Source organism: Blastococcus sp. SYSU DS0973, assembly GCF_054051055.1.
Genome location: NZ_JBJHAN010000004.1, coordinates 292,469 through 317,263, shown reverse-complemented (window position 1 = coordinate 317,263; position 24,795 = coordinate 292,469). Strand labels below are relative to the sequence as shown.

Sequence of the window (24,795 nt, the reverse complement as noted above, 5' to 3'; positions counted from 1 at the left end):
CCAGGCTGTGGGCATGTCCGTCCCCGACCGGTCGTCCCCCGGGCTCCTGCTCGGCCCCCTGCTGCGGCACGTCGACCCGGTCTCCGCCACGGTGTGGGTCGAGACCGACCGGCCGTGCACCGTCGACGTCCTCGGCCGCAGGGCACGCACGTTCTGCGTCGGCGGCCACCACTACGCGCTGGTCGTCGTGGAGGACCTCGCGCCCGGCAGCACCACGCCGTACGAGGTCCGGCTCGACGACGTCCGGGTGTGGCCGCCCGAGGACCCGGCCTTCCCGGCCAGCCGGATCCGGACGCCGGGTGGCCCGGGGGCGTTCCGGCTGGCCTTCGGCTCCTGCCGCTACGCCAGCCCGCACACCGTCGAGGCCTCCGAGGGCATCCCCCCGGACGCCCTGGACCTCTACGCCAAGCAGGTGGCGGCCCTGCCGGAGGACCGCTGGCCCGACGCGCTGGTCCTCCTCGGCGACCAGGTGTACGCCGACGAGCTGAGCAAGCACACGAAGTCGTTGCTGCACCGCCGGCGCGACCGCAGCGCCGAGCGCCGGGCCATGGCCGACCAGGTCGCGGACTTCGAGGAGTACACCCGGCTCTACTACGAGTCCTGGCAGGACCCCCGGGTGCGGTGGCTGCTGTCGACGATCCCGTCGTCGATGATCTTCGACGACCACGAGATGATCGACGACTGGAACACCTCGGCGGCCTGGCGGGCCACGGCCTCGCAGGAGCCCTGGTGGCGCGGGCGGATCACCGGCGGCCTGATCAGCTACTGGATCTACCAGCACCTGGGCAACCTCAGCCCGCGGGAACTGGCGGAGCACAAGACCTGGCAGGCGGTCCAGGGCATCAGCGCCGACGACCCGACCCGGGACGCCGAGCCCCTGCTGCGCGAGATGGCCGAGCTGGCCGACGCCGAACCGGCGACGATCCGGTGGAGCTTCGTGCGGCACTGGGGCGACGTCCGGCTGATCATGGTCGACAGCCGGGCCGGCCGGGTGCTGGAGGAGCAGCACCGCCGGATGCTCGACGAGGACGAGTTCGCCTGGGTGGAGGCGGCGATGCGCCGCGCCGTGGACGAGGGCGTGGAGCACCTGGTCGTCGGCACCTCGCTGCCCTGGCTGCTGCCGCACGCGATCCACTACCTGGAGCGGTGGAACGAGACGCTCAACGTGCGGCACCACGGCCACTGGCGCGGCCGGATCGCCGAGGCGATCCGGCAGGCCGCCGACCTGGAGCACTGGTCGGCCTTCGGGCACTCCTTCGAGCGGCTGGGCGCGGCGCTGACCGCGGTCGCCCGGGGCGAGCACGGCCGGGCTCCCGCCACGGCGCTGGTCCTCTCCGGCGACGTCCACCACGCCTACGCCGCCGAACTGGTGCGTCCCGGCGGGCTCCGGGCCCGGGTGCACCAGCTCACCGTCTCCCCGCTGCACAACCAGGCGCCGCATCCGATCCGCGTCGGCTTCAAAATCGGCTGGAGCCGGGCGGCGCGCCGGTGGACCGAGCGCCTGGCGCGGCTGGTCAAGGCCGAGCCCACCGGTCTGGAGTGGGACAAGAAGGCCGGGCCCTACTTCGGCAACCAGATCGGTGAGCTGGTGCTCAGCGGCCGGGAGGCCCGGTTCCTGCTGTCGGTGTCGGAGCGGGGCGACGAGCACCTGCGGCAGGTGCTCGACGAGCCGCTGTCCGACGGGTGACAGGCTGCGACGCATGAGTGGTGCGCACGGGGGGAAGCCGGCCCCTGGTCCCGACCAGCCCCCGATCCCGGTGCGGCTGGTCACCTTCAACACCCACCACGGCGTGGGCGCGGACGCCCGGCACGACCTGCCCCGGCTGGCCACGCTGCTGGCCTCGGTGGACGCCGACGTCATCTGCCTGCAGGAGGTGGACCGCCACTACGGCGCCCGGAGCGAGGACGTCGACCAGGCGCTGCTGCTCTCCCGGGCGCTGGACATGCAGCTGGCGTGGGGGCCGGCGATCGACGAGGAGCGGCCCGGCGACCAGCCGCCCCGGCAGTACGGCAACGCGCTGCTGTCCCGGCTGCCGATCCTGATCAGCGACGTGCACCCGCTGCCCGGCCGCGGTGAGCCCCGCAGCGCGCTGCGGACGATGGTGGAGCTCGACGGCGGCGCGTTGTGGATCACCGCCACGCACCTGACCACCCGGTCGGCCGACGAGCGGGCCGCGCAGGTCGCCACCCTGGCCGGGCTGCACACCGAGTCGATGGAGACCGGCGTCCTGGTCGGCGACTTCAACACCGAGCCCGACGCCCCGGAGCTCGACGTGCTGCGGCAGCGGTTCACCGACGCCTGGCGGCTGGCGCGGGCCCGCGACGACCAGGCGGGCTGGCGGTTCTGGCAGGCCGACGCCGGCAAGACCCATCCCGCGCGGTCCCCGCACCGGCGGATCGACCAGGTGTGGGTCTCCTCCGGGGTCGCGGTGGCCGGGGCCTACGTGCTCGACGCCGAGGGCGCCTCGGACCACCTCCCGGTCGTCGTCGACCTGGAGGTCCGCAGCGGCGTCTAGGCGGGTCAGGCGGGTTCGGCCTCGCGGAGCCGCTGGCTGATGACGCCGGTGATGCCGTCGCCGCGCATGCTGACGCCGTAGAGGGCGTCGGCGATCTCCATCGTCCGCTTCTGGTGGGTGATGATGATCAGCTGCGAGGTGGCGCGGAGCTGCTCCACGAGCACCAGCAGCCGGCCGAGGTTGACGTCGTCGAGCGCCGCCTCCACCTCGTCGAGCACGTAGAACGGCGAGGGGCGGGCGCGGAAGATCGCCACCAGCAGCGCGACCGCCGTCAGCGACCGCTCCCCGCCGGAGAGCAGCGACAGCCGTTTCACCTTCTTGCCGGGCGGGCGCGCCTCCACCTCCACGCCGGTGGTCAGCATGTGCTCCGGGTCGGTGAGCACCAGGCGGCCCGAGCCTCCGGGGAAGAGGGTGGCGAAGACCTGCTCGAACTCGCGGGCGACGTCGACGAAGGCCGCGGCGAAGACGTCGTGGATGCGCCCGTCGACCTCCCGGACGACGGTCAGCAAGTCCTTGCGGGTGTTCCTGAGGTCCTCCAGCTGCGTGGCGAGGAACGTGTGCCGCTCCTCCAGGGCGGCGAACTCCTCCAGCGCCAGCGGGTTGACCTTGCCGAGGGTGGCGAGGTCCCGCTCGGCGCGGGCGACCCGCCGCTCCTGCACCGCCCGGTCGTAGGGCTGCGGCTCGGGCACCGGCTGCCCGGCGGCCTCCGCCTCGGCGACCAGCTGGGGCGCCGGGGGCACCGGCGTCGCGGGGCCGTACTCCCCCACCAACGTCGGCAGGTCGACGCCGAACTCCTCGGCGGCACGGCTCTCCAGCGACTCGATGCGGTACCGCTGCTCGGTGCGGGCCACCTCGTCGCGGTGCACCTCGTCGGTGAGCCGGTCGAGCTCCGCGGTGGCCGCACGCACCCGGCCGCGCACCTCCAGCAGCTCCGCCTCCGCCGAGCTCCGGGCCGCGGCGAGGGCGTCCCGCTCGGCCGCGGCGCGGGACAGCGATGCCCCGAGGGCGGCCAGCGCGGCCTCGGCGTCCCGTCGCACGCGGGCGGCCACGGCCGCGCCGCGCTCCCGCGCGACCCGCGCCGCGGCGGCCCGCTCCCGCGCCGCCCGCTCCTGCCGGGCCTGGCGGCGCAGCGACTCCGCACGCCCCTGCAGCGCCCGCGCCCGCTCCTCGGCGGTGCGCACGGCCAGCCGGGCCTCGGTCTCGGCCTGCCGGGCGGCGGCCACCTCGGCTCGCAGCCGGTCGCGGTCCTCGGTGGGCGGCTCGTCCTCGACCGGAGCGGCCTGGGCCTCGGCGAGCCGGCCCTCCAGCGTCGACAGCGCGGTCGCGGCCCGCTCCAGCGACTCCTCGGCCCGCACCCGGGCGGCCGCGTGCCGCTCGGCCTCGGCGGCGGCCGAGCGCGCCGCGGCGCTCAGCTCGGCCAGGGCGGCGGCCTCGGCGGAGCGGCTGCGGTCGGCGGCCTGCCGGGCGGCCAGGGCGGCGTCGACGTCGGCGGAGCGCTCCTGCGCCGTGCGCCGGGCCTCGGCCAGCTCGTCGGCGAGCTGCGCGGCGTGCGCGGTGGCGGCGGCCAGCTCGGCGGCGGCCTCGTCGACCCGCGCACGCAGCTCCAGGTTCGAGGGCGCGTCGGCCTGCCCACCGAGCGCCCAGTCGGCGCCGAGGAGGTCGCCGGTCGCGGTGACGGCGCGCACCCGGGGGTGCGTGCGGACCAGCCGGACGGCGGCGTCCAGGTCGGCGACGAGGGCGACCCGCTCCAGAGCCCGCGCGAGGGCCGGCCGCAGCGGCCCGGGTGCCCGCACCACGTCCAGGGCCCAGCGGGCGCCGTCGGGGAGCTCGGGCCAGCCGTCCCGCGGGACCGGCGGCAGCCCACCGGTGACCAGCAGGCCGGCGCGACCCCCGCCGCTGCCGCTCAGGTGCGCCAGCGCCGCGGCGGCCTCGGCCACGCCCGACACGACGACGGCGTCGGCCATGCCCCCGAGCGCGGCGGCCACGGCGACCTCGTCGCCGGGGGTGACGGTCAGCTGCTCGGGCAGCGGGCCGACCACGCCGGCCAGCCCGGCGCCGAGCACCGCGGCCGCGCCGTCGGCCGGGGTCAGCCCGAGAGCGAGGGCGTCCCGGCGGGCCTGCCACGAGGCGCGGTCGCGCTCCGCGGCCCGCTCGGCCTCGGCCAGCTCGGTCACCCGGTGGGCGGCCGCGGCGTGGGCGGCCACGGCGTCCTCGTGCGCCGCGACGAGCGCGACGTCGGTGTCCTCCTGCTCGGCGACCTGCCCCCGGCGGTCGGCCAGCCGCTCGGCGGCGACCTCCGCACGGCCGGCGGCCTCGGCCGCGGCGGAGGCGAGCCGGTCGATCTCGGCCTGCCCAGCGCCCACCCGCGAGCGCGCCGCGGCGACCTCACCGGACAGGCGGGCCAGGCTCTCCCGGCGGTCGGCCAGCGCGCGGGCCGCCGCGACCCAGGCCTTCTCCGCCTCGGCCAGCGATCGCTCGAGGTCGGTGCGGCCGGCCACCACCCGGGCCAGCCGTTCGCGCTCCGCGGCCAGCCCGGCGGCGAGCTCGGCCTCGGTCGTCGCGACGCGCTCGGCCTCGGCGTCGAGCTGCTCGGGATCGCGGCCGCTCGCCGCCGCCGGCGCGGCCGCGGAGAGGTGGCGGTGCCGCTCGGCGGCCAGCTGGGAGGCGCTGCGGAAGCGCTCCCCGAGGGCGGAGAGCCGGTACCAGGTGTCCGACGCCGCCTGGAGCCGCGGGGCGCCGACGGCGAGCCCGCTCTCCAGCTCGGACTCCCGGCGGGAGACGACGGCGAGGTCACGCTCCACCACGGCGCGACGCTCGCGGGCCGCCGTCTCGTCGGCGACGTCCCGGTCCAGCGCGTCGCGGAGCTGCACGAGGTCGTCGGCGAGCAGCCGGAGGCGGGCGTCGCGGAGGTCGGCCTGGACCCCGGCCGCGCGGCGGGCCACCTCGGCCTGCCGGCCCAGTGGCTTGAGCTGACGGCGGAGCTCCGCGGTGAGGTCGGCCAGCCGGTCGAGGTTGGCCTGCATCCCGTCGAGCTTGCGGAGCGCCTTCTCCTTGCGCTTGCGGTGCTTGAGGACGCCGGCGGCCTCCTCGACGAAGGCGCGCCGGTCCTCCGGGCGGCCGGAGAGGACGGCGTCGAGCTGACCCTGGCCGACGATGACGTGCATCTCCCGGCCGATGCCGGAGTCGCTCAGCAGCTCCTGGACGTCGAGCAGGCGCACCTTGTCGCCGTTGATCTCGTACTCGCTCTCCCCGGAGCGGTACATGCGGCGGGTGATCGACACCTCGGTGTACTCGATCGGCAGCGCGCCGTCGGAGTTGTCGATGGTCAGGGTGACCTCGGCCCGGCCGAGGGCGGGGCGGCCGGCGGTGCCGGCGAAGATGACGTCCTCCATCTTGCCGCCGCGCAGGCTCTTCGCCCCCTGCTCGCCGAGGACCCAGGAGATGGCGTCGACGACGTTGGACTTGCCCGACCCGTTGGGGCCGACGACAGCGGTGATCCCGGGCTCGAGCCGCAGCGTGGTGGCGGACGCGAAGGACTTGAAGCCCTTCAGCGTGAGGCTCGACAGGTGCACGGGAAGAGGACTCTAGCGCCGGAACGGCGCGGTCAGGTGTCCCGCGGGGCGGCTGGTACGCGAGTGACGGTCAGCAGGACACCACCGCCGGCCCGTCCAGGGCGCCGCGGCCCCGAGCGTGCGGGGAGCGAAGGATGCGGTCCGTTCTCAGGCGAGCGCGGGCTCGGCGTTGTCGCCGGCCATGGAGAGCAGCTCGTGGGCGATGGCGGCGTCCCGCTGGGCGCGCAGCTCGGCCAGCTCGAGCTCCAGCCGGCGGACCTTGGCGCGGAGGACCGCGTTCTCCTCGACTACCCGGAGTTCCGCGGGGGTGACGATCGAACCGAACAGGGCCTTGGCCATGGCTGTGACGGCCTTTCGAAGCGAGAGGGGTGACCGGCGCCCCGGAGACCGGTCGGCGCGGGTCTGGTCATCCCAGGGTGACACCCGCCGATCCCCAGGTCAACGGCGGCCACGCGGGGCTCAGGTGTCCGGGTGGTGTCGTCTTCGTCACGTCCGGGTGACGGCTCAGGCCTTCCGTCGCGCCCGGGGGCGGGGCTGGCAGACCGGGCAGCTGTAGCTGGAGCGGTTCATGAACTGCTCCCGGACGACGGCCGTGCCGCACCGCGGGCAGGGCCGGTCCTCCTGCCCGTAGACGGCCAGGTGACGCGAGAAGTAGCCGCTCTGCCCGTTCACGTCGACGTAGAGGGAGTCGAACGACGTCCCGCCCTGCGCCAGCGACTCCCCGAGGACGTCCCGGACGCCCTCCAGCAGCGCGGCGACCTGCGGGCGGGTGAGCCTGTCGGTGGGCCGGGCGCCGTGCAGCCGGGCGCGCCAGAGCGCCTCGTCGGCGTAGATGTTGCCGACCCCGCCGATGAGGGTCTGGTCCAGCAGCGCGCGCTTGACCTCGGTGCGGCGCCGGCGGAGCGCCGCGGTGAAGCCGTCGACGTCGAACGCCGGGTCCAGCGGGTCGATGGCGATGTGGGCGAGCCGGCCGGGCAGGTCGTCCTCTGCCGGCCCACCCGCCCCACCGCCCCGCGCGCACTCCTCCACCGCGAGTCCGCCGAAGGTGCGCTGGTCCACGAAGCGCAGCTCGCGGCCGCCGTCGGTGAAGGTGAACCGGGCCCGCAGGTGCGGCTCGTCGGGGGCGGAGCGCTTCTCGACCAGGAGCTGCCCGCTCATGCCCAGGTGCCCGACCATGGCACGGCCCGACGGCGTGCCGTCGGGCTCGGCGAGCGGGAGCCAGAGGTACTTCCCCCGCCGGTGCGCGGCGGTGAAGGTGCGCCCGGTGACCGCCTGCACGAAGTGGTCGGCGCCCTCGAGGTGCCGCCGCACCGCTCGGGGGTGGTGCACCTCGACGGTCTCCACCGTCCGGCCGGCGACCCACTGCTCCAGGCCCCGGCGCACCACCTCGACCTCGGGCAGCTCCGGCACGGGACTACTCCTCCGACAGGGCGCGCCAGGCGACCTCGGCGGCCTCCTGCTCGGCGGCCTTCTTGGTGCGGCCGGTCCCGGTGCCCCGGACGATGCCGGCGAGCAGCACGGCGGCGCTGAAGGTCTTGGCGTGGTCGGGGCCCTCGTCGTCGACCCGGTAGAGCGGCGCACCGAGCCCGCGGGCGGCACCGAGCTCCTGCAGGCTGGTCTTCCAGTCCAGGCCGGCGCCGCGGGTGGCCGACTCGACCAGCAGCGGGTCGAACAGCCGGTGCACGACCGCCGAGGCGGTGTCCAGGCCGCAACCCAGGTGGATCGCGCCGATGAGCGCCTCCAGGGCGTCGGCGAGGATCGAGTCCTTCTCCCGGCCGCCGGTGGTCTCCTCACCGCGGCCGAGCAGCAGGTGCGGGCCGAGCCCGCCGTCGCCCAGCCGCCGGGCGACCTTGGCCAGCGACGTCATGTTGACCACCGAGGCACGCAGCTTGGCCAGCTGACCCTCGGGCAGGTCGGGCTGGCTGCGGTAGAGCTCGTCGGTGACGACCAGGCCGAGCACCGAGTCGCCCAGGAACTCCAGGCGCTCGTTGGTCGGCAGGCCGCCGTTCTCGTACGCGAAGGACCGGTGGGTGAGCACCAGGGGCAGCAGCCCGTCGGGCAGTTCGACGCCCAGGGCGTCTTTCAGCCAGGCGGCGGCCCGCTCGGCATGCTCCGCTCCACCGGGAGAGGCCGGGGGACGGCCGTCGGCGGCACCCTCGGGAGGGTGCTCGGCGGCCGTCGTCCCCACGGCGGTCACGTCCGGTCGGTCAGACCGAGAGGACCTGGCGACCGTCGTACTGGCCACAGGTCGGGCAGGCCTGGTGCGGGGGCTTGAGCTCGCCGCAGGCACGGTTCGGGCACGGCGACAGGGTCGGCGCGGTGGCCTTCCACTGCGACCGGCGCATGCGGGTGTTGGCGCGCGACATCTTCCGCTTCGGAACGGCCACGATCAGTTCTCCTCTGGGGTGGTGGATTCGCCGGGGGTGCCCGGCGAGGAAGCGAAACGCTCCGCGAGGGCGGCCCACCGGGGGTCGGTCACCTCGTGGGTGTGGTCCTCCGGCAGGTCGTCGATGCGCCGGCCGCAGTCGACGCACAGGCCGCCGCAGTCCGGCGAGCAGACCGGCGACAACGGGAGGCTCAGAACGACGGTGTCCCGTGCCAGGGGCTCGAGGTCGAGGAAGTCGCCCTCGACCCGGCGCACCTCGTCCTCCTCGCTGGTGGCCTCGGTGGTGCTGCCCGCGTAGGCGTAGAGCTCCTGGACGTCGAGGGTCAGGGTGTCCTCGATCGGCTCGAGGCAGCGGGCGCAGGAACCCACGACGGGGACCTCGAGGTCCCCGCTGACCAGCACGCCCTCCATGACCGACTCCAGCCGCAGCCGCAGGTGGACGTCGGCGTTCCCGGGGACGCGGATCAGCTCCAGGCCCCAGCCCTCCGGAGCGGGCGCGGTGCGGTCCAGCTCGTGCATGGAGCCCGCGCGACGACCCAGTTCCCGGAGGTCGAACCTCCAGGGGTTGGCCGAGGGACGCCGGTCCTCGGGGGACGCGGCGCCGGAGCGGTTCGGGGAAGCGGCAGGCATGTCAGTACTCGCGGTCGGGAGCGGGAGAGGTGGCCGGCCGGGGCGGGAAGCCACCGGCGGTCGGACCAGGGGCCGAGACTACCCGATCCCCCGCCGGCACCCACCGTGCGGAAGGTCTCAGGGCTCCCGCAGGGTGCTGCGGGCCTTGTCCACCGAGCGCAGCATGCGCTCCAGCGTCGCGCCGAACTCGGCCAGCCGGGTGTCGACGTACTCGTCGACCTCCGCCCGCATCCGGGCGACCTCGGCGTGGGACTGCTCACCGAGCTCGTCGGCACGGGCGACGGCGGTGCGGTAGACCTCGGTCTCGGTGATCAGCCGCTCGTGCTCGGCCTGCGCCTCGTCGATCAGCGCGGCCCGGTGCTGCCGGCCTTCGTCGATCAGCGCCTCCGCCTCGGCCTCGGCCTCGAGCAGGATCTGCTCGGCATCCGCCTGCGCGGCGGCGAGCAGCTCGTCGCGCTGCCGCCGGGCGGTGCCGATGATCTCGTCGCGCTGGCGGCGGGCCTGGCCGAGCAGCTGCTCGCTGTCCGCCCGGGTGCGGCCGGTGAGGCGCTCGGCCTCGGCCTGTGCCTGCTGCAGGATCTCGGTGCGCTGCTCGACGATCGCGCCGGCGGCCTGCACGTCCTCGGGCAGGGACTCCCGCAGGTCGTCGAGCAGATCGAGCACGTGGTCGCGCGGCACCATGCAGGAGTTCGACATCGGCACGCTGCGAGCGTTCTCGATGACCGTCGTCAGCTCGTCGACGGTCTCGTACAGGCGGTAGACGACCTCGGTCGTGGCCCCGCGGGGCGGCCCGCCGCGGGACGGCCGGGTCACGCCTCCCCCCGCCGGGCGTGCCCGGCCAGCCGGTCGTGGACCGCCTTGGGCACCAGCCGGGAGACGTCCCCGCCGAAGGTGGCGATCTGCTTGACCAGGCTGGAGGACAGGTGGCCGACCTGCGGGGCCGTGGGGACGAACAGGGTCTCGATGGCGGCCAGCTCGCGGTTCATCTGCGCCATCTGCAGCTCGTACTCGAAGTCGCTGACCGCGCGGAGCCCCTTGACGATCACCGGGATCCCGTGGGTGCGGCAGTAGTCGACCAGCAGTCCCTGGAAGCTGTCGACGGTGACGTTGGGGAGATCGGCCACGGCCTCCCGGAGGAGCTCCATGCGCTCCTCGACGGGAAACAGCCCCGCCTTCCCCGGGTTGACGAGCACGGCCACGACCAGCTCGTCGTAGAGCCCGGCGGCCCGGGTGATGACGTCGACGTGCCCGTTGGTGACCGGGTCGAAGGAACCAGGACAGACGGCACGCCTCACGGACGCCGACCGTACCGGAGCACGGCCTCGCCGTAGCGCCGCTCGCGCAGACCTTCCAGGGGTGTCGGCCACTGCCACCCCTGCTCGCGGCTCGACCGCTCCACCACGACGACACCTCCAGGGGCCAGCCAGTCCCGCGCCACCAGCGCCCGCAGCACGTCGCGCACCTCGTCGGTGGGGACGGCGTAGGGCGGGTCGGCGAGCACGACGTCGAAGGCCTGCGGTGCCGGACCGGCCACGACGGCGGGCACCGAACCGGCGACCACGCGTCCCCCGGGCAGGCCGACGGTGGCGAGGTTGGCCCGCAGGACGGGCAGCACCGCCCGGCCGGACTCCACGAAGACCACGGTGCCCGCCCCCCGGGAGAGGGCCTCCAGGCCGAGCGCCCCGGACCCGGCGTACAGGTCGAGCACCGCCGCGCCGTCGAGGTCGACCAGTGGACCGAGGGAGTTGAACAGCGCGCCGCGGGCCTTGTCCCCGGTCGGGCGGACACCGGCCGGGGGCACCGTGAGCCGCCGCCCCTTGGCCACGCCGGCGATCACCCTGGTCACGTCAGCGGCTCCGTCCCGAGGCTCCGAGGCTCACCCCGAGCGCGCGAGGGGTGCGGAGGACGGGGTCCTTCCTCACGCCTTCTCCAGCCACTCGGCGCGCTCGTCGCTGGCGAGCGCGGCCACCTCCGCCGCGAGCCCCGGGTGGTCGGCGAGCCCGCGCTCGGTGGCCAGCAGTGCGGTGGCCTCGCCGCGGGCCTCGGCGATGAGCTCCTCGTCCTCCAGGAGGGACAGCAGCTTGATGCCCGAGCGCCGACCGGACTGCGCCGCGCCCAGGACGTCGCCCTCGCGCCGGGTCTCGAGGTCGAGCCGGGCGAGCTCGAAGCCGTCGGACGTGGCGGCGACGGCGGCCAGCCGCTGACCCGTCGGGGACGACGACGGAGCGTCGGTGACCAGCAGGCAGAGACCCGGGTGCTTGCCGCGGGCCACCCGGCCGCGCAGCTGGTGCAGCTGGCTGACGCCGAACCGGTCGGCGTCCATGACCACCATCACGGTGGCGTTGGGCACGTCGACGCCCACCTCGACGACCGTGGTGGCGACCAGCACGTCGGTCGCACCCGTGGCGAAGGCGCGCATCACGCCGTCCTTCTCCTCGGGGGTCATCCGGCCGTGCAGGACGTCGAGCCGCAGCCCCGCCAGCGGGCCGCTGCGCAGCGCCTCGGCGACGTCCAGCACGGCCAGCGGGGGCCGGCGGTCGCCGCGGCCGTCGTCGTCGGGGGGTGCGCCGTCGGCGTCCTCCGGCTCGTCGTCGGCGCCGGCGACGTCGCCGATGCGCGGGCAGACCACGTAGGCCTGCCGGCCGGCGGCGATCTCCTCGCGCAGCCGGGCCCAGGCGCGGTCGATCCAGCCGGGTTTCTCCACGACCGGGACCACCGAGCTGGACACGCCCCCGCGGCCGCTGGGCAGCTGCCGGAGGGTGGAGATCTCCAGGTCGCCGTAGACGGTCATGGCCACGGTGCGCGGGATCGGGGTGGCGGTCATGACCAGCACGTGCGGTGGACGGCTGCCCTTGGCCCGCAGCGCGTCCCGCTGCTCCACGCCGAAGCGGTGCTGCTCGTCGACGACGACGAGGCCCAGGTCGGCGAAGTCGACCCCCTCCTGCAGCAGCGCGTGGGTGCCGATGACGATGCCCGCGCGTCCCTCGGCCACCTCGGCGCGGGCCTGGCGGCGGGGGGCGGCCTTGAGCGAGCCCGTGAGCAGGGTGACCCGGGTGCCGGCGGGGTCGCCGTCGAGCTCGCCGGCGCGGCCGAGCGGGCCGAGCAGCGCACGGATGCCGCGGGCGTGCTGGGCGGCGAGCACCTCGGTCGGCGCGAGGAGCGCGGCCTGTCCCCCGGCGTCGACGACCTGGGCCATGGCCCGCAGCGCGACGACGGTCTTCCCCGAGCCCACCTCCCCCTGGAGGAGCCGGTGCATCGGCTTGTCCCGGTCGAGTTCGGCGGCCAGCTCCTCGCCGACGGCGCGCTGGCCGTCGGTCAGGGCGAACGGCAGGGCGGCGTCGACGGCGTCGAGCAGGCCGCCGGGCCTCCGGGGACGGGCGGTGCCCGGCTCCAGGGCCGCGGCCCGGCGGCGGGCGGCCAGCGTGAGCTGGAGGGTGAGCGCCTCGTCCCACTTCAGCCGGCGCTCGGCCCGCTCGACGTCCTGGCTGGTGGTGGGCCGGTGGATGTCGAGCAGCGCAGCAGGCAGGGAGAGCAGGCCGTGCCGGGTCCGGATCTCCTCGGGCAGCGGATCGGTGACCAGGTCCACGAGGTTGCCGGCGCCGCCCAGCAGCAGTTTCACCGACTTCTGGATGACCCAGCTCGAGACGTCCTTGCTGGCCGGGTAGATGGGCACCAGCTCGCGCGCCCAGTCGTCGTCGTCATCGTCGCCGCTGAGCAGGTGCATGTCGGGGTGGGTGAACTGCAGCTTGCCCTGGTAGGTGCCGACGGTGCCGGCGAACATGCCCCAGACCCCGGGGGCCAGCCGCGCGTGCCGATGGCTGAAGAACACCAGCTTCATCGTGCCGGCGCCGTCGCCGACGGTGACCTCGGTGATCATGCCGCGGCGCTGCCGCATCGGCCGGGTGCTCACGGTCCTGACCTGGGCGAGCACCGTGACCCGGTCCCCGGGCTGGAGGTCGTCCAGCCGGGCCATCTCCCCCCGGCGCGCGTAGCGGCGGGGGTAGTGCCGCAGCAGGTGGCGGACCGTGTGCAGGCCGAGCTGGTCGGCCATGCCGGTGGCCGTCTTCGGGCCGAGCACCCGCGCCAGGGGCGTCTCCAGCGTCACGGCCACGGTCACTCCACCCCGATCTGCAACGGGAGCGAACTCGGGCCGCCGCCGTAGCGGACGACCTCGATGGTCGGATGGGCCGACGACAGGTGGCCGCACACGGCGTCGCCGAGCGCCTCGTCCGAGCCGACGACGAGCGTGGCCATCTCCCCACCGGCGGAGAGCAGCCGGTCCAGGAGGTCGCAGGCGACGGCGGCGAGCTCCGCGCCGATGACGACGACGTCGCCCTCCGCGGAGCCGAGCACGTCGCCGGGATGGCAGCGGCCGGCGGAGGTGAGCGCCTCCTGGTCGGCGATGATCACCTCGGCCCAGCGGGTCGCGGCGGCCGCCTCGGCCATGGCGATGACGTCGTCGCCGAAACGCCGCTCCGGGTCGGCGACGGCCACGGCGGCCAACCCCTGGACCGGGGAGCGGGTCGGCACGACGCCGACCTCGCGACCGGCCTGGCGCGCCCGGGTGGCGGCCCGGGAGGCCGCCGGCAGCAGCCCCGCGTCGTTCGGCAGGACGGCCACCTCCTGCCCGCCGGAGGCGACGATCTCGCCGAACAGGTCGTCCTCGGTCACGCCGTCGGCGCCGCAGACGACGACCCGGACACCCTCCGCGCGGAAGAGCTCGGCGAGCCCGTCGCTGTGCACGGCGGCGACCACCGAACGGCGGCCGGGCACCGGTGCGGCCGGGCGCACCGGCGCGAGCGGGGTGACCGAGATGCGGTGCGGGCGACCTGCCTCGATGCCCGCCTCGATCGCCGCGCCGACGTCGGAGACGTGCACGTGGACGTTCCACTCGCGGCCGGTCGGGGTGTCCACGCCGACGACGACGAGGCTGTCCCCCAGCGCGGCCAGCCGCTCGTGCAGGCGGGCGACGGAGCTCTCGTCGGCGTCGGCCAGCAGGTACTGGACCTCGCTGCCGGGGCCGGGCGGCGGCTGGTGCGGCGCGTGCTCGGAACCGTGCCGCCGGCGGTGCCGGTCGGGACCGTCCAGGGCGGGCCGGACCGGGTGGACGCCGGTGACGGTGCGGACGAGGGCGTCGAGGACCAGGGAGAGCCCGGCGCCACCGGCGTCGACGACGCCGGCCTCGCGGAGGGCGGCCAGCTGACCGGGCGTGCGCTCCAGGGCGGCGCGGGCGCCGTCGGCGGCGGCGAGCACGACGTCGGCGAGGCCGGTACGGCCCTCGTCGACCGCGGCGACGGCCGCCTCCCCGCTCGCCCGGGCGACGGTGAGGAAGGTGCCCTCCTCCGGGTCGGCGACGGCGGTGTAGGCGCTCTCGGCGGCCTTGCGCAGCGCGGCGGCGAAGGCGGGCCCGTCGGCCGGGGGCTGGTGGGCCAGCTGGTCGGCCAGGCCGCGCAGGAGCTGGGCCAGAATCGTGCCGGAGTTGCCGCGGGCGGCGAGGACCGCACCGCGGGCCAGGACGGCCCACGGGGGCTCACCGCTCCCGGCCGAGTCGAGCGCGGCGAGGGCGCCCTCAGCGGTGTGCAGCAGGTTGGTGCCGGTGTCCCCGTCGGGCACCGGGAAGACGTTCAGGTCGTCGAGCCGGCCCCGGAAGTCGGACAGCGTCTCGACCGCGGCCCGGCACCACTGACCGACCGCGGCGTCGTCCAGCGCCGGCAGCACGGGGAGGAGGCTACCCATCCTTCCCGACGGAGCCCGCCGTCGCGAGCCCCGCCGGTCCTGGCGGAGGCCTCTCCGGAGGGCACCGCGACGTCCGGCGCGAAGAGCGGTTAGACTGCTGGACGGTCTTGATGCGGGTGCTGCCTTGCCCCGCCGTCTGTGAACGATTCTTTCTGGGAGTGATCCACCGTGGCTGCCGTGTGCGATGTGTGTGGCAAGGGCCCCGGTTTCGGTATGTCGGTGTCGCACTCGCACCGCCGCACGCCGCGCCGTTGGAACCCGAACATCCAGTCCGTGCGGGCGCTGATCGCCCCCGGCAACCGTCGCCGGATCAACGCGTGCACCTCGTGCATCCGCGCCGGCAAGGTCGCCCGCGCCTGAGCCAGGGGGCCGTAGCCCCTCAGCTGGACACCCGGAGAACCCCGGAGGTCACCGACCTCCGGGGTTCTTCGCGCGCCCGGACGCCGGCGTCACCGCCCGAGGCCGCGTCCCCTCGCCGCCGTCACCACGATGTCGACGACCGTGTCCACCGGCAGCGCGGTGGTGTCCACCACCACGTGGTAGTGGCCGGCCGCGGCCGGGTCGCAGCGGTAGAAGTGCCGCACGTACGCCTCTCGAGCCCGGTCGTTCGCCGCCATCTCGCGCGCGATCTCGTCCCGGGGCCGCCCCGACCGCGCCACCGCGGCCGCCAGCCGCCGGTCGGCGGGGCCGTCGAGCCGGACGTGCAGTGCGTCCGTCCGGTTCCGCAGCACCATCGCCCCCGCCCGGCCGAGCACCACCCCGCCGTCCCCCGCCGCGATCTCGCTCAGGATGCGCTCGGTCTGCTCCCGGTAGGCCCGGGCGTCGGGCAGCGTCGTCCCCGGCACCACGGCGCCGACGGGATCGGGCATGGTCCCCAGCGACGCCACCAGCCGCCAGAGCCCGCGGACGACGGTCTCGTCGTTGGCCTCGGCCTCCTCCACCGGGACGCCGAGCCGGCCGGCCACCTGCGCCGGGATCGCCCGGTCGTGGAACGGCAGGCCCAGCCGCGCGGCCACCGCCGGCCCCACCTCCGCGCCCGCGGCGCCGTAGGGCGCCGAGATCGTCACGACGCCCACGTCGACTCCTCCTCGCTCCCGAGCAGAGCCAGATCCTTGCCGAGGAACACCGCATCCGGCGAGCAGGCGTACACCCCGTACCCCTGGACGGGGACGTAGCCGAGCTCCCGGTACAGGGCGACCGCCTCCGGCTGCTTCCGGCCGGTGTTCAGCACCGCCGACCGGTGGCCGGCCAGCGCGGCGGTGGACTCCAGCTCCGCCATGAGCACCTGCGCCAGCCCCCGCCGGCGGAAGGCCGGCGCCACGTACACGCGCTTGATCTCGACACCTCCGGGCGGATAGGCCCGCCACGCACCGCAGCCCGCGGCCTCCCCGGCCACCTCCGCGACCAGGAACAGCCCGGCCGGCGGCAGGAACTCCGCCGGGCCGACGACGGCCGCGTCCCGGCCGCCGTACCGCGCCACGTACTCCTGCTGGACCGCCTCGACCATCTGCTGCGCCAGCGGGTCGTCGTAGGGCAGGGGGCGCAGGCGCGCCACCGACCCGTCCCGCAGCACCCGCTCAGCCGAAGTGGACATGCCCCGCCATCTCCGCTCCCGCCGTCCGCAGCGCCTCCGCTGCGGCCTCACCGTCCACCCGGACCCCGGGGCCCGGCTTCCCCTGGCGCACCACCCCGATCGCCGTCCACCCCTCCGGCAGCGCCACCTTCCGCGGGAACGTGGCCAGCAGGGCGTGGTCCTCGCCGCCGCTGAGCACCCACGCCATCGGGTCCACGCCCAGCGCCGAGCCCACCTGCTGCAGCGGGCCGACCGGCTCCAGGCACGCCCGCACCAGGGCGGCGCGGTCGAGGTCGAGCACCACGCCGCTGGCGGTCGCGATGTGCCCGGCGTCGGCCACCAGCCCGTCGCTCACGTCGCACATCGCGGTCGCCCCGGCGTCGGCCGCAGCCGGCCCCGCCGCGTAGGGCGGGGTGGGCCGCCGGTGGGCGTTCACGACGGCCAGCGGGCTGGTGAAGCCCCGGCGGAGCACCGCCAACCCCGCCGCCGACCAGCCCAGCCGGCCGGCGAGCGCCACGACGTGCCCGGGCCGGGCCCCGGAGCGCAGCACCGGCGCCCGGCCGCCCAGGTCACCGAGGGCGGTGACCGACAGGACGACCCCGGCGCTGTCGGGCGCGGCGGCCACGGTGTCGCCTCCGACCACCGCGGCCCCCTGCGGGGCGCACTCGTCGGCCAGGCCCGTCGCGACGCCCTCCAGCCAGCTCGTGGGAGTGTCCGCCGGGCAGGCCAGCCCGACGACCAGCGCCGTCGTGCGGCCACCCATCGCGGCGACGTCGGCCAGGTTCGCGGCGGCGGCCTTGTGCCCGACGTCCTCGGCCGAGGACCAGTTCCGCCGGAAGTGCCGGCCCTCGACGAGGACGTCGGTGGTGACGACGACGCGCTGGTCGGGCGTGCGCACCACGGCGGCGTCATCCCCGGGCCCGACGACGGCGGCCGCGGCGGTGCCCGACCGGGCGAGCACGCGGCTGATCACCCCGAACTCGCCGACCACCCGCACGGTGTCGGCCGGATCGCCGCGCGGGACCAGCGGGCGGGGTCGGCTCATCGGTGCTCTCCAGTCGCTGCGGTAGGTTGCCGACGAGTCCGCCACCCGGCGGGGACGACGTCTCGGCACTGTTGCCGGAGGAAGGATCTCCCGTGGTCCACGCCTACATCCTCATCCAGACCGAGGTCGGCAAGGCCGCCCAGGTCGCCTCGACCATCAGCGAGATCAGCGGCGTCACCAAGGCCGAGGACGTCACCGGCCCGTACGACGTCATCGTCCGGGCCGAGGCCGACACCGTCGACGAGCTGGGCCGGCTCGTGGTCGCCCGCGTGCAGTCGGTCGACGGGATCACCCGGACGCTGACCTGCCCCGTCGTCAACATCTGAGCGGTCGCCCCGTGGACCCGCTGCGCCGGGCCGCGATCCTGATCACGGCGATCACGCTCCCGGTGGTGATCGCGCTGGTCGTCCTCGTCAACGTGCGCGGCGACCGCGGCGCCGACGACCCGTCCGCCGGTCAGGACCTCCCGGCCGACATCGAGGGCGCGGCCCCGGTGCGTCCGGAGGACCTCCCGGTCCTGGAGCTGGCCACCCCGCCGGTCACGCCGGAGGCCGAGACGTCCTGCCCCGACCTCATGGGCAACCTGCCGCTGGAACTCGCCGGGGAGCCGTCCCGCCGCGTGCGGTCGGAGACCCCGTTCGTCTACGCCTGGGGCGAGCCGCCCGTCGTCCTCACGTGCGGGGTGGAGCGCCCCGCCGGCTGGACCGTGGGCGCCTCGGCCATCCAGATCAACGGTGTCCAGTGGCACGTCGACACCAGCGACCCCGACAGCACGGTGTGGACGGCGGTCGACCGGCCGGTCTACGTCGAGATGCGCCTGCCCGCCGGGGTCGACAGCGCCCCCGTCACCGCCCTCACCGTGCCGCTGGCCGAGGCGCTCCCCTACCAGGAGCCCACGCCCGGCCCCTGAGGCCGCAGGAGCGCTCACGCGGGCGGCAGCAGCGCCAGCTGCTCCTCCAGCACGGCGCCGACCTCCCGGACCGCGTCCTCGGCCGTCGCGGCCACCGCGGTCACGGACACGCTGAAGACGCCGTGCCAGCACCACGCGAAGGCGGCCGGGTCCGCCAGCCCGGCCTCCGGCACGGGCGTGTCCACGGTGAGCAGCCGGCAGTTGGCGGGCAGCTCGGGCGGGTCCACGCCCAGCACCCCGCCGTAGAGCTCGGCGTCGTTGCGCGCCAGGTCCTCGGCGTAGGCGCGGGCGCCGGCGCGCTGGTGGAACTGGTCCACGAACACGCCGGTGATGGGGCCGGACTCGTGGCCCCAGAAGCGTTCCCAACCGAACCGGTAGCCGTAGCTGTCCAGCACCGCCAGCTCCCGCTCCGGGTCGGGCGCGTAGGCGGCGACGTCCTCCAGCTGCTTGGCCCCGGCCGGCGGCTCCACCTCGTCGTCGGGCAGCCGGGGCAGCCCGGAGGGCACCTCGCCGACGACCAGCTGCTCCAGCTCCGCCGCCGAGCCGGGCCGGTCCGAGGGCGGCACGGGCGTCGGGACGCCGTCGACCGCCCGCCCGCACCCGGTCAGCAGCGACAGGGCGACGAGCAGCCCGGGGGCGAGCCGGGCACGGGCGGCCGCGCCGCCGGGGGCCGGCCGCCCCGCGATCACCGGCCCGGCCGCGCGCCGTCGACCAGCGCCCCGCTCACCAGGCGGTCCACCAGCTCGGCGAAGTCCACGCCGGTGGCGGCCCACATGCGGGCGAACATGGAGATCGGCGTGAAGCCGGGCATCGTGTTGACCTCGTTGATCACCAGCCGGTCCTCGCCGTCGGTCCCGGTGCCGAGGAAGAAGTCGACGCGGGCCAGCCCCCGGCAGTCCAGCGCCAGGTAGGCCCGGCGGGCGGCGTCCTGCACGGCGGCGATCCGCTCGGGGGCCAGGTCGGCCGGGATGTCGAACTCGGCGGCGTCGTCGAGGTACTTCGCCGCGAAGTCGTACCAGTCGACGCCGGGCCGCAGCCGGATCTCGGCTGGGAGGCTCGCCTCGGGCAGGCCGGAGCCGCGGGCGGCGAGCACGCCGCACTCGATCTCCCGGCCGGGGACGGCGGCCTCCACGATGACCTTCGGGTCGACCGCGGCGGCCGCGGCGACGGCGGCCGGGAACTGCGCCCAGTCGGTCACCCTGGTGATGCCGATGCTCGACCCGGCGCGGGCCGGCTTCACGAAGACCGGCAGGCCCAGGCGCTCGCGCGCCGCCTCGTCGAGGACCGCGGGGTCGGCGCACACGGCACCGTGCTCGTCGCGCAGCACGACGTGGTCGCCCTGCGGCAACCCCGCGGCCGCCAGCAGCTTCTTGGTGAACTCCTTGTCCATGGAGGCGGCGCTGGCGAACACCCCCGAGCCCACGTAGGGCAGCCCGGTCATCTCCAGCAGGCCCTGGACCGTGCCGTCCTCCCCGAAGGCCCCGTGCAGGACGGGAAAGACGACGTCGACCTCGGTGAGCGCCCGCCCGATGCCGTCGCCGGGCTCGAGCACGGCCAGACCCCGCGCCTCCGGGTCGCTGACCAGCGAGACCGCCGTGCCGCCGGTGACCTCGGGCAGCGCGCCGTCGGTGATCTCGAGCCGCTGGTCGGGGTCCGGCAGCACCCAGCGGCCGTCCCGGGCGATGCCGACGGGCACGACCTCGTACCGGCCGGGGTCCAGGGCGGCCATCACGCTGCCGGCCGAGACGCAGGAGATCGCGTGCTCCTCGCTGCGCCCCCCGAAGACGACCGCCACACGCACCCTGCCCGCCTGTCCACTCATTGCGGGGACCCTAACCGAGGCCGGTCGGCGAGCCCCGCCGCGACGTCGGTGCAGGCGTCGGTCCGCCGGGGCGAGCGGGGTGTGGCAGCCTCGTCGCCGTGCACGACGACCCAGCCCACCAGACCGCACCCGGGGCGGTGCGCACCGCCGACGGGCCCGGGTACTCCCGAGGACTGCGCCTGGCCGGCGCCGCGGTGCACCTGTACACCGCCAGCGGTTCGGTGCTCGGCCTGCTCATCGTGCTGGCCGCCTTCGACGGCGCCGTGGAGACCGCCCTCTGGCTGATCCTCGCGACGCTGTTCATCGACGGCACGGACGGGATGCTGGCCCGGCGCGCACGGGTGAAGCAGACGATCCCCTGGTTCGACGGCGCCCGGATGGACGACGTCGTCGACTACCTGACCTACGTCTTCGCCCCCGTCGTGCTGCTCTGGACGACCGACCGGTTGCCGGGCGGCGCCCCCGGCTGGGTGCTGGCCGCGCTGCCCCTGCTCGCCTCCTGCTACCAGTTCTGCCGGGTGGACGCGAAGACCGAGGACCACTACTTCCTCGGCTTCCCCAGCTACTGGAACGTGGTGGCCTTCTACGCGATCGTCCTCGACGTCGGCACCACCGGGGTCGGCATCGCGCTCGCCGTCCTGACGGTGCTGGTCTTCGTGCCGGTGAAGTACGTCTACCCGTCGCGCACCAAGCTGCTGCGGGGGGTGAACGTGGGGCTGGCGACGGTCTGGCTGGTGGCCTTCGCGGTGCTGATCGTCCAGTACCCCGACCCGCACCCGCTGGTGGTCGCGCTGAGCCTGGCCTATCTCGCCTACTACTTCGGCGTGAGCATCTGGCTCACGGTGGCCGGTAGCCGCCGCCGGCCCGCGTCAGCCGAGGGCGTCGAGCGCGCGGGATAGGTCGGCGACCAGGTCGGCGGTGTCCTCGATGCCGCAGGACAGCCGCACGAAGCCTCCGGGGACGGCGTCCCCGCCCCACTGCGCCCGCCGGTCGATCGTGCTGTGCACACCGCCGAAGCTGGTCGCCGCCGTCCACAGCCGACTCGCGCCCAGCAGCCGGGCGACGGCGGCCTCGTCGGGCAGCTCCGCGGACACCACGCCGTTGGGTCGCAGCATCTGGCGCGCGGCCAGCGCGAAGGACGGGTCGCCCGCGCGCCACGGCCAGCGCAGGTCCGTGACGGCGGGGTGCCCGGCCAGCAGGTCCGCCACCGCCGCCGCGTTCGCCGCCTGACGGGCCAGCCGCAGGTCCAGCGTGCTCATCGAGCGGTGGCCCAGCCACGCCTCGAACGGACCCGGCGTGCTGCCCGTCCGGTCCCGGAAGCCCTTCACCGCCGCGTAGAGGTCGTCGTCGGTGACCGTCACGTGCCCGAGCAGCACGTCGCTGTGCCCGGTGAGCGCCTTGGTGTCGCTGCCGACGGTGAGGTCGGCGCCGAGCGCGAGGGGGCGCTGGCCGAGCGGGGTGGCGGTGGTGTTGTCGACGGCGACCAGCGCGCCGGTGGCGTGCGCGGCCTCCGCCACCGCGGCGATGTCGCAGACGTCGAGGTGTGGGTTGCTCGGCGTCTCCAGGAGCACCATGCGAGCGCCGGCGAGCCCGCCGTCGGCTGCGAACCGGCCGATCTCCGGCGTCGGCACGTACTGCACCTCGATGCCGAAGCGGGCCAGCTCCTCGGCCGCGAGCAGCCGGGTCGTGTAGTAGCCGTCCGAGGGCAGCACGATCCGGTTCCCGCTGCGGGCGCACGCCAGGACGGCCGCCGTCAGCGCCGCCATCCCGGTGGCGAAGGACAGGCAGCGGCCGCCGTCGAGCTCGCCGACGGCGTCCTCGAACACGCGCAGCGTCGGCTGCTCGGTGCGCGCGTAGGCGTCGGCGCCCCCGGCCCGGGGTGGCTGGTCGCCGAGCTGGAAGGGCGCCGCGAACACCGGCGAGGGCCGCAGCGGGGCACCCGGCACCGCGGCGCCCTCCCCCGCGCGCACCGACCGGGTGCCGTCGCCGTAGCCGCTGGGGCCATCCGGTCCCCTCACTCCGGCTTCGCCTCCCGCGACATGATCTCCCGCACCATCTGCTCCGGCGCCTCGCCCTCGTGGCACACCCGCACGACCGCCTCCGTGATCGGCACGTCGATGCCGTGCGCCCGGGCCAGGTCGAGCACCGACCGGCAGCTCTTCACGCCCTCGGCGGTCTGCCGGGTGCTCCGCTGCACCTCCTCGACGCTCATGCCGCGGCCGAGCTTCTCGCCGAAGGTGCGGTTGCGCGACAGCGGCGAGCTGCAGGTGGCCACCAGGTCGCCGAGCCCCGCCAGCCCCGCGAAGGTGGTCAGCTCGGCGCCCAGCACCAGGCCCAGTCGGGCGGTCTCGGCCAGGCCCCGGGTGATCAGCGAGGCCCGGGTGTTGTCCCCGAATCCCAGCCCCTCGGTGATGCCGCAGGCGAGGGCGATGACGTTCTTCACCGCCCCGCCGAGCTCGCAGCCCACGACGTCGGGGTTGGTGTACGGCCGGAAGTACCGGGTGTGGCACGCCGCCTGCAGCACCGCTGCGCGATCGGCGTCCGAGCACGCGATCACCGTGGCGGCGGGCTGCTCCTCGGCGATCTCGCGCGCCAGGTTGGGGCCGGAGAGGGCGGCCACCCGCGACGGGCCGGCACCGGTGACCTCGCAGATGACCTCGCTCATGCGCTTGGTGCTGCCGAGCTCGATGCCCTTCATCAGCGACAACAGGGTCGCGTCGGGCGGCAGGAGCTCCCGCCAGTCCCCGAGGTTGCCGCGCAGCGACTGCGACGGCACGGCCAGCACGACGACGTCGGCGTCCAGCAGCGCCTCGGCGGGGTCCGCGGTCGCCCGCAGCCGCTCGGGCAGCCGTACGCCCGGCAGGTAGTCGGCGTTCTCGCGCTCGTCGGTGATGGCCTTGGCCAGCTCCGGGCGCCGTGCGTGCAGCACGACGTCGCACCCGGCATCGGCGAGCACCTTGGCGAACGTCGTCCCCCAGGAGCCGGCGCCGAGCACCGCGGCGCGGGTCACGCCGCGCTCCCCGCGATGCCGTCCGGGCGCGAGCGGCCCGGGCCCGGGTGGAAGGTGAGCGGGGGTCGCTCGTTCCGCAGCTCGCCGAGCTGGTCTCGCACCCTCGACATCATCAGATCGGTCGTCTCCCGCAGCAGGTCGGCGTTCAGCGGACGGCCCGCCCGCACCTCGGCCCGCACGGCCGAGAGGTCGATCGGCTCGCCGACGAGGTAGTCGGCGGGCGTGCGCAGCCGCAGGTGCAGCTTCTTGGCGTGGTAGTCGTGCACCCGCTGCGGCCCCCACTGCGCCACCGGGACGACGACGGCCTCGGTCGTCAGCGCCAGCTGCGCCGCGCCCGTACGGGCCTGCATCGGCCACCACTCCGGGTCGCGGGTGACCGACCCCTCCGGGTAGATCACGACGATGCTGCCCGCCGCGAGGTCGGCCCGCGCCGCGTCCAGCGATCCGCGCGCCGCAGTCGAGTACCGGGCCACCGGGATCTGACCGGCCGCCCGCAGGATCGTCCCGGCCAGCCCCTTGAACACCGCCTCCTTGGCCAGGAAGTGCGGAATGCGGCCCTGGTCGAAGACCAGGCGGGCGCAGGCCAGCGGGTCGAGCACCGAGACGTGGTTGGCGACCAGCAGCACCGGCCCCCGGACCGGGATGCGGTCGGCGTGCCGGTAGCGCAGCCGGAAGATCAGCGACGACACCGGGTGAATCACCACGATGCACAGCCACAGGGCGAACGAGATGCGGCCCCGGGTGCGCCACCTGCCGGGCCGACCGGCGCGGTGGGCCTCGACCGCGGCCGACCCGCCCGCGTGCGCTCCGCGGGAGGACGTCTCCTCCGTCACCGCCGCCCCCTCCCTCCGCTGTGAGCCAGCCCATGATCGACCCGGGCCGCCGATCGCGGTCCACCGGGTCCCGGCCTCCGGCCCCCGCGGCCACCGTGTGCTCACATTGTGGTCGTGTCCAGCTGGTCGGTCGTGGTCCCGGCGAAGCGGCTCGCCGTGGCCAAGACCCGGCTGCGGCCGCTCACCGGTGAGCCCGGCGGCGACCACGGGGCGCTGGTCCTGGCGCTGCTCGCCGACACGGTCGCGGCGGCCCTGGCCTGCCCGCTGGTGGGGTCGGTGGTCGTCGTCACCGACGATCCGGCCGCCGCGGAGCTGGTGCGCGCCCTGGGGGCCGGCACCGTGGCCGACGAACCGGACCGGGGGCTGAACCCCGCGCTCGAGCACGGGGCGCGGCACGCCGGTGGGGACCGCGTGGCCGCGCTCTCCTCCGACCTGCCCGCCCTGCGGTCCGGGGAGCTGGCCGCGGCGCTCACCGCGGCGGAGGTGGCCCCGCGCTGCTTCGTCGCCGACGCCCAGGGCACCGGCACCACCCTGCTGACCGCCGCCGGGGTGCCCCTGCACCCCCGGTTCGGGCGCGGGTCGGCGCAGGCGCACCGGAAGGACGGCGCGGCACCGCTCAGCGGCGCCTGGCCGGGCCTGCTGCGCGACGTCGACACGCCCGACGACCTCCGCACGGCCCTCGCTCTCGGGGCCGGCGCCCGCACGACCGAGCTGGTGCGGAGGTCGCCCCGTCTCGCCGACCGGCTGGGTACGGCACGATGA

At 75.7% G+C, this 24,795-nt stretch carries 26 protein-coding genes; 7 read left to right on the top strand and 19 right to left on the bottom strand.

Annotated features, from left to right (window positions below; all coding sequences use genetic code 11):
* The first annotated feature begins 13 nt into the window (after nucleotides 1-13).
* Both ACI791_RS10095 and ACI791_RS10090 read left to right on the top strand, forming a co-directional pair.
* A complete protein-coding gene (locus tag ACI791_RS10095) occupies nucleotides 14-1,687 on the top strand; it encodes an alkaline phosphatase D family protein (protein WP_456585923.1) in 1,674 nt (557 codons plus the stop codon).
* A 13-nt stretch (nucleotides 1,688-1,700) separates the two neighbouring features.
* Nucleotides 1,701-2,516, top strand: a complete 816-nt coding sequence (locus tag ACI791_RS10090; protein ID WP_456585922.1) for an endonuclease/exonuclease/phosphatase family protein — start codon at nucleotides 1,701-1,703, stop codon at nucleotides 2,514-2,516.
* A gap of 5 nt (nucleotides 2,517-2,521) precedes the next feature.
* Here ACI791_RS10090 and smc read toward each other — a convergent pair whose 3' ends face one another.
* From smc to ACI791_RS10035, 11 genes are all read right to left on the bottom strand, one after another.
* Nucleotides 2,522-6,088: a chromosome segregation protein SMC gene (gene smc / locus ACI791_RS10085; protein WP_456585921.1), complete on the bottom strand. Its 3,567-nt coding sequence runs from the start codon at nucleotides 6,086-6,088 to the stop codon at nucleotides 2,522-2,524.
* A gap of 147 nt (nucleotides 6,089-6,235) precedes the next feature.
* The gene (locus ACI791_RS10080) at nucleotides 6,236-6,427 is read right to left on the bottom strand and encodes a hypothetical protein (protein ID WP_347057597.1); all 192 of its coding nucleotides are present in this window, start codon (nucleotides 6,425-6,427) and stop codon (nucleotides 6,236-6,238) included.
* Nucleotides 6,428-6,592: 165 nt separating this feature from the next.
* Nucleotides 6,593-7,498 carry a bifunctional DNA-formamidopyrimidine glycosylase/DNA-(apurinic or apyrimidinic site) lyase gene (mutM, locus tag ACI791_RS10075; RefSeq protein WP_456585920.1) on the bottom strand — a complete coding sequence of 302 codons (906 nt, stop codon included), beginning with the start codon at nucleotides 7,496-7,498 and terminating at the stop codon, nucleotides 6,593-6,595.
* A gap of 4 nt (nucleotides 7,499-7,502) precedes the next feature.
* Entirely contained in the window at nucleotides 7,503-8,285 is a 783-nt protein-coding gene (gene rnc, locus ACI791_RS10070; RefSeq protein WP_456585919.1) for a ribonuclease III, read from the bottom strand.
* 10 nt (nucleotides 8,286-8,295) lie between these two features.
* Nucleotides 8,296-8,475, bottom strand: a complete 180-nt coding sequence (gene rpmF / locus ACI791_RS10065) for a 50S ribosomal protein L32 (RefSeq protein WP_014377519.1) — start codon at nucleotides 8,473-8,475, stop codon at nucleotides 8,296-8,298.
* Between the two features lie 2 nt (nucleotides 8,476-8,477).
* A complete protein-coding gene (locus ACI791_RS10060; RefSeq protein WP_456585918.1) occupies nucleotides 8,478-9,104 on the bottom strand; it encodes a YceD family protein in 627 nt (208 codons plus the stop codon).
* A 117-nt stretch (nucleotides 9,105-9,221) separates the two neighbouring features.
* Nucleotides 9,222-9,917 carry a hypothetical protein gene (locus tag ACI791_RS10055; protein ID WP_456585917.1) on the bottom strand — a complete coding sequence of 232 codons (696 nt, stop codon included), beginning with the start codon at nucleotides 9,915-9,917 and terminating at the stop codon, nucleotides 9,222-9,224.
* Nucleotides 9,914-10,399 (bottom strand): pantetheine-phosphate adenylyltransferase, encoded by a 486-nt coding sequence (gene coaD / locus ACI791_RS10050; RefSeq protein ID WP_347057602.1) that lies wholly within the window; start codon nucleotides 10,397-10,399, stop codon nucleotides 9,914-9,916. Before coaD ends, ACI791_RS10055 begins: the two co-directional genes overlap by 4 nt.
* Nucleotides 10,396-10,950: a 16S rRNA (guanine(966)-N(2))-methyltransferase RsmD gene (gene rsmD, locus ACI791_RS10045; RefSeq protein ID WP_456585916.1), complete on the bottom strand. Its 555-nt coding sequence runs from the start codon at nucleotides 10,948-10,950 to the stop codon at nucleotides 10,396-10,398. The genes coaD and rsmD overlap by 4 nt, the downstream gene beginning before the upstream one ends.
* A gap of 72 nt (nucleotides 10,951-11,022) precedes the next feature.
* Nucleotides 11,023-13,215 (bottom strand): ATP-dependent DNA helicase RecG, encoded by a 2,193-nt coding sequence (recG, locus tag ACI791_RS10040; protein WP_456585915.1) that lies wholly within the window; start codon nucleotides 13,213-13,215, stop codon nucleotides 11,023-11,025.
* A 2-nt stretch (nucleotides 13,216-13,217) separates the two neighbouring features.
* Complete coding sequence (locus tag ACI791_RS10035; RefSeq protein WP_456585914.1) at nucleotides 13,218-14,822, bottom strand: DAK2 domain-containing protein; 1,605 nt, start codon at nucleotides 14,820-14,822, stop codon at nucleotides 13,218-13,220.
* Nucleotides 14,823-15,017: 195 nt separating this feature from the next.
* On the opposite strand from ACI791_RS10035, the gene rpmB reads away from it, so the two are divergent.
* Nucleotides 15,018-15,200, top strand: coding sequence for a 50S ribosomal protein L28 (gene rpmB / locus ACI791_RS10030; protein WP_454970731.1), 183 nt, complete (start codon nucleotides 15,018-15,020; stop codon nucleotides 15,198-15,200).
* 89 nt (nucleotides 15,201-15,289) lie between these two features.
* Here rpmB and ACI791_RS10025 read toward each other — a convergent pair whose 3' ends face one another.
* Genes ACI791_RS10025 through ACI791_RS10015 form a run of 3 tightly spaced genes read right to left on the bottom strand, consistent with a single transcriptional unit; the run spans nucleotide 15,290 to nucleotide 17,458 of the window.
* Nucleotides 15,290-15,916, bottom strand: a complete 627-nt coding sequence (locus ACI791_RS10025) for a cytidylate kinase-like family protein (protein WP_456585913.1) — start codon at nucleotides 15,914-15,916, stop codon at nucleotides 15,290-15,292.
* On the bottom strand, nucleotides 15,904-16,434 hold the full coding sequence (locus tag ACI791_RS10020) for a GNAT family N-acetyltransferase (protein WP_456585912.1): 531 nt from the start codon (nucleotides 16,432-16,434) through the stop codon (nucleotides 15,904-15,906). The genes ACI791_RS10025 and ACI791_RS10020 overlap by 13 nt, the downstream gene beginning before the upstream one ends.
* Nucleotides 16,418-17,458, bottom strand: a complete 1,041-nt coding sequence (locus tag ACI791_RS10015; RefSeq protein ID WP_456585911.1) for a thiamine-phosphate kinase — start codon at nucleotides 17,456-17,458, stop codon at nucleotides 16,418-16,420. Before ACI791_RS10015 ends, ACI791_RS10020 begins: the two co-directional genes overlap by 17 nt.
* 92 nt (nucleotides 17,459-17,550) lie before the next feature.
* Here ACI791_RS10015 and ACI791_RS10010 point away from each other — a divergent pair, with 92 nt between their 5' ends.
* Complete coding sequence (locus tag ACI791_RS10010; protein WP_224500414.1) at nucleotides 17,551-17,784, top strand: Lrp/AsnC ligand binding domain-containing protein; 234 nt, start codon at nucleotides 17,551-17,553, stop codon at nucleotides 17,782-17,784.
* Between the two features lie 11 nt (nucleotides 17,785-17,795).
* Nucleotides 17,796-18,368, top strand: coding sequence for a DUF3515 domain-containing protein (locus ACI791_RS10005; RefSeq protein WP_456585910.1), 573 nt, complete (start codon nucleotides 17,796-17,798; stop codon nucleotides 18,366-18,368).
* 14 nt (nucleotides 18,369-18,382) lie between these two features.
* On the opposite strand, the gene ACI791_RS10000 is transcribed toward ACI791_RS10005, so the two are convergent.
* Complete coding sequence (locus ACI791_RS10000) at nucleotides 18,383-19,057, bottom strand: hypothetical protein (RefSeq protein WP_456585909.1); 675 nt, start codon at nucleotides 19,055-19,057, stop codon at nucleotides 18,383-18,385.
* Nucleotides 19,054-20,190, bottom strand: coding sequence for a D-alanine--D-alanine ligase family protein (locus ACI791_RS09995; protein WP_456585908.1), 1,137 nt, complete (start codon nucleotides 20,188-20,190; stop codon nucleotides 19,054-19,056). Before ACI791_RS09995 ends, ACI791_RS10000 begins: the two co-directional genes overlap by 4 nt.
* 98 nt (nucleotides 20,191-20,288) lie before the next feature.
* On the opposite strand from ACI791_RS09995, the gene ACI791_RS09990 reads away from it, so the two are divergent.
* The gene (locus ACI791_RS09990) at nucleotides 20,289-21,089 is read left to right on the top strand and encodes a CDP-alcohol phosphatidyltransferase family protein (protein WP_456585907.1); all 801 of its coding nucleotides are present in this window, start codon (nucleotides 20,289-20,291) and stop codon (nucleotides 21,087-21,089) included.
* Here the strand turns inward: ACI791_RS09990 and ACI791_RS09985 are convergent.
* From ACI791_RS09985 to ACI791_RS09975, 3 genes are read right to left on the bottom strand one after another with little or no spacing between them, the layout of a single operon-like run.
* On the bottom strand, nucleotides 21,060-22,208 hold the full coding sequence (locus tag ACI791_RS09985; RefSeq protein ID WP_456585906.1) for a cystathionine gamma-lyase: 1,149 nt from the start codon (nucleotides 22,206-22,208) through the stop codon (nucleotides 21,060-21,062). The genes ACI791_RS09990 and ACI791_RS09985 overlap by 30 nt on opposite strands.
* Nucleotides 22,205-23,200 carry an NAD(P)H-dependent glycerol-3-phosphate dehydrogenase gene (locus ACI791_RS09980; protein WP_456585905.1) on the bottom strand — a complete coding sequence of 332 codons (996 nt, stop codon included), beginning with the start codon at nucleotides 23,198-23,200 and terminating at the stop codon, nucleotides 22,205-22,207. Before ACI791_RS09980 ends, ACI791_RS09985 begins: the two co-directional genes overlap by 4 nt.
* Nucleotides 23,197-24,033, bottom strand: a complete 837-nt coding sequence (locus ACI791_RS09975) for a lysophospholipid acyltransferase family protein (RefSeq protein WP_456585904.1) — start codon at nucleotides 24,031-24,033, stop codon at nucleotides 23,197-23,199. The genes ACI791_RS09980 and ACI791_RS09975 overlap by 4 nt, the downstream gene beginning before the upstream one ends.
* Before the next feature lie 114 nt (nucleotides 24,034-24,147).
* On the opposite strand from ACI791_RS09975, the gene cofC reads away from it, so the two are divergent.
* On the top strand, nucleotides 24,148-24,795 hold the full coding sequence (gene cofC, locus ACI791_RS09970; RefSeq protein WP_456585903.1) for a 2-phospho-L-lactate guanylyltransferase: 648 nt from the start codon (nucleotides 24,148-24,150) through the stop codon (nucleotides 24,793-24,795).

Coding starts and splice junctions, on each gene's coding strand:
- ACI791_RS10095 (WP_456585923.1), top strand. CDS start 14: ATGTCCGTCCCCGACCGGTCGTCCCCCGGGCTCCTGCTCGGCCCCCTG.
- ACI791_RS10090 (WP_456585922.1), top strand. CDS start 1,701: ATGAGTGGTGCGCACGGGGGGAAGCCGGCCCCTGGTCCCGACCAGCCC.
- ACI791_RS10080 (WP_347057597.1), bottom strand. CDS start 6,427: ATGGCCAAGGCCCTGTTCGGTTCGATCGTCACCCCCGCGGAACTCCGG.
- ACI791_RS10060 (WP_456585918.1), bottom strand. CDS start 9,104: ATGCCTGCCGCTTCCCCGAACCGCTCCGGCGCCGCGTCCCCCGAGGAC.
- ACI791_RS10020 (WP_456585912.1), bottom strand. CDS start 16,434: ATGTCCACTTCGGCTGAGCGGGTGCTGCGGGACGGGTCGGTGGCGCGC.
- ACI791_RS10015 (WP_456585911.1), bottom strand. CDS start 17,458: ATGAGCCGACCCCGCCCGCTGGTCCCGCGCGGCGATCCGGCCGACACC.
- ACI791_RS09995 (WP_456585908.1), bottom strand. CDS start 20,190: ATGAGTGGACAGGCGGGCAGGGTGCGTGTGGCGGTCGTCTTCGGGGGG.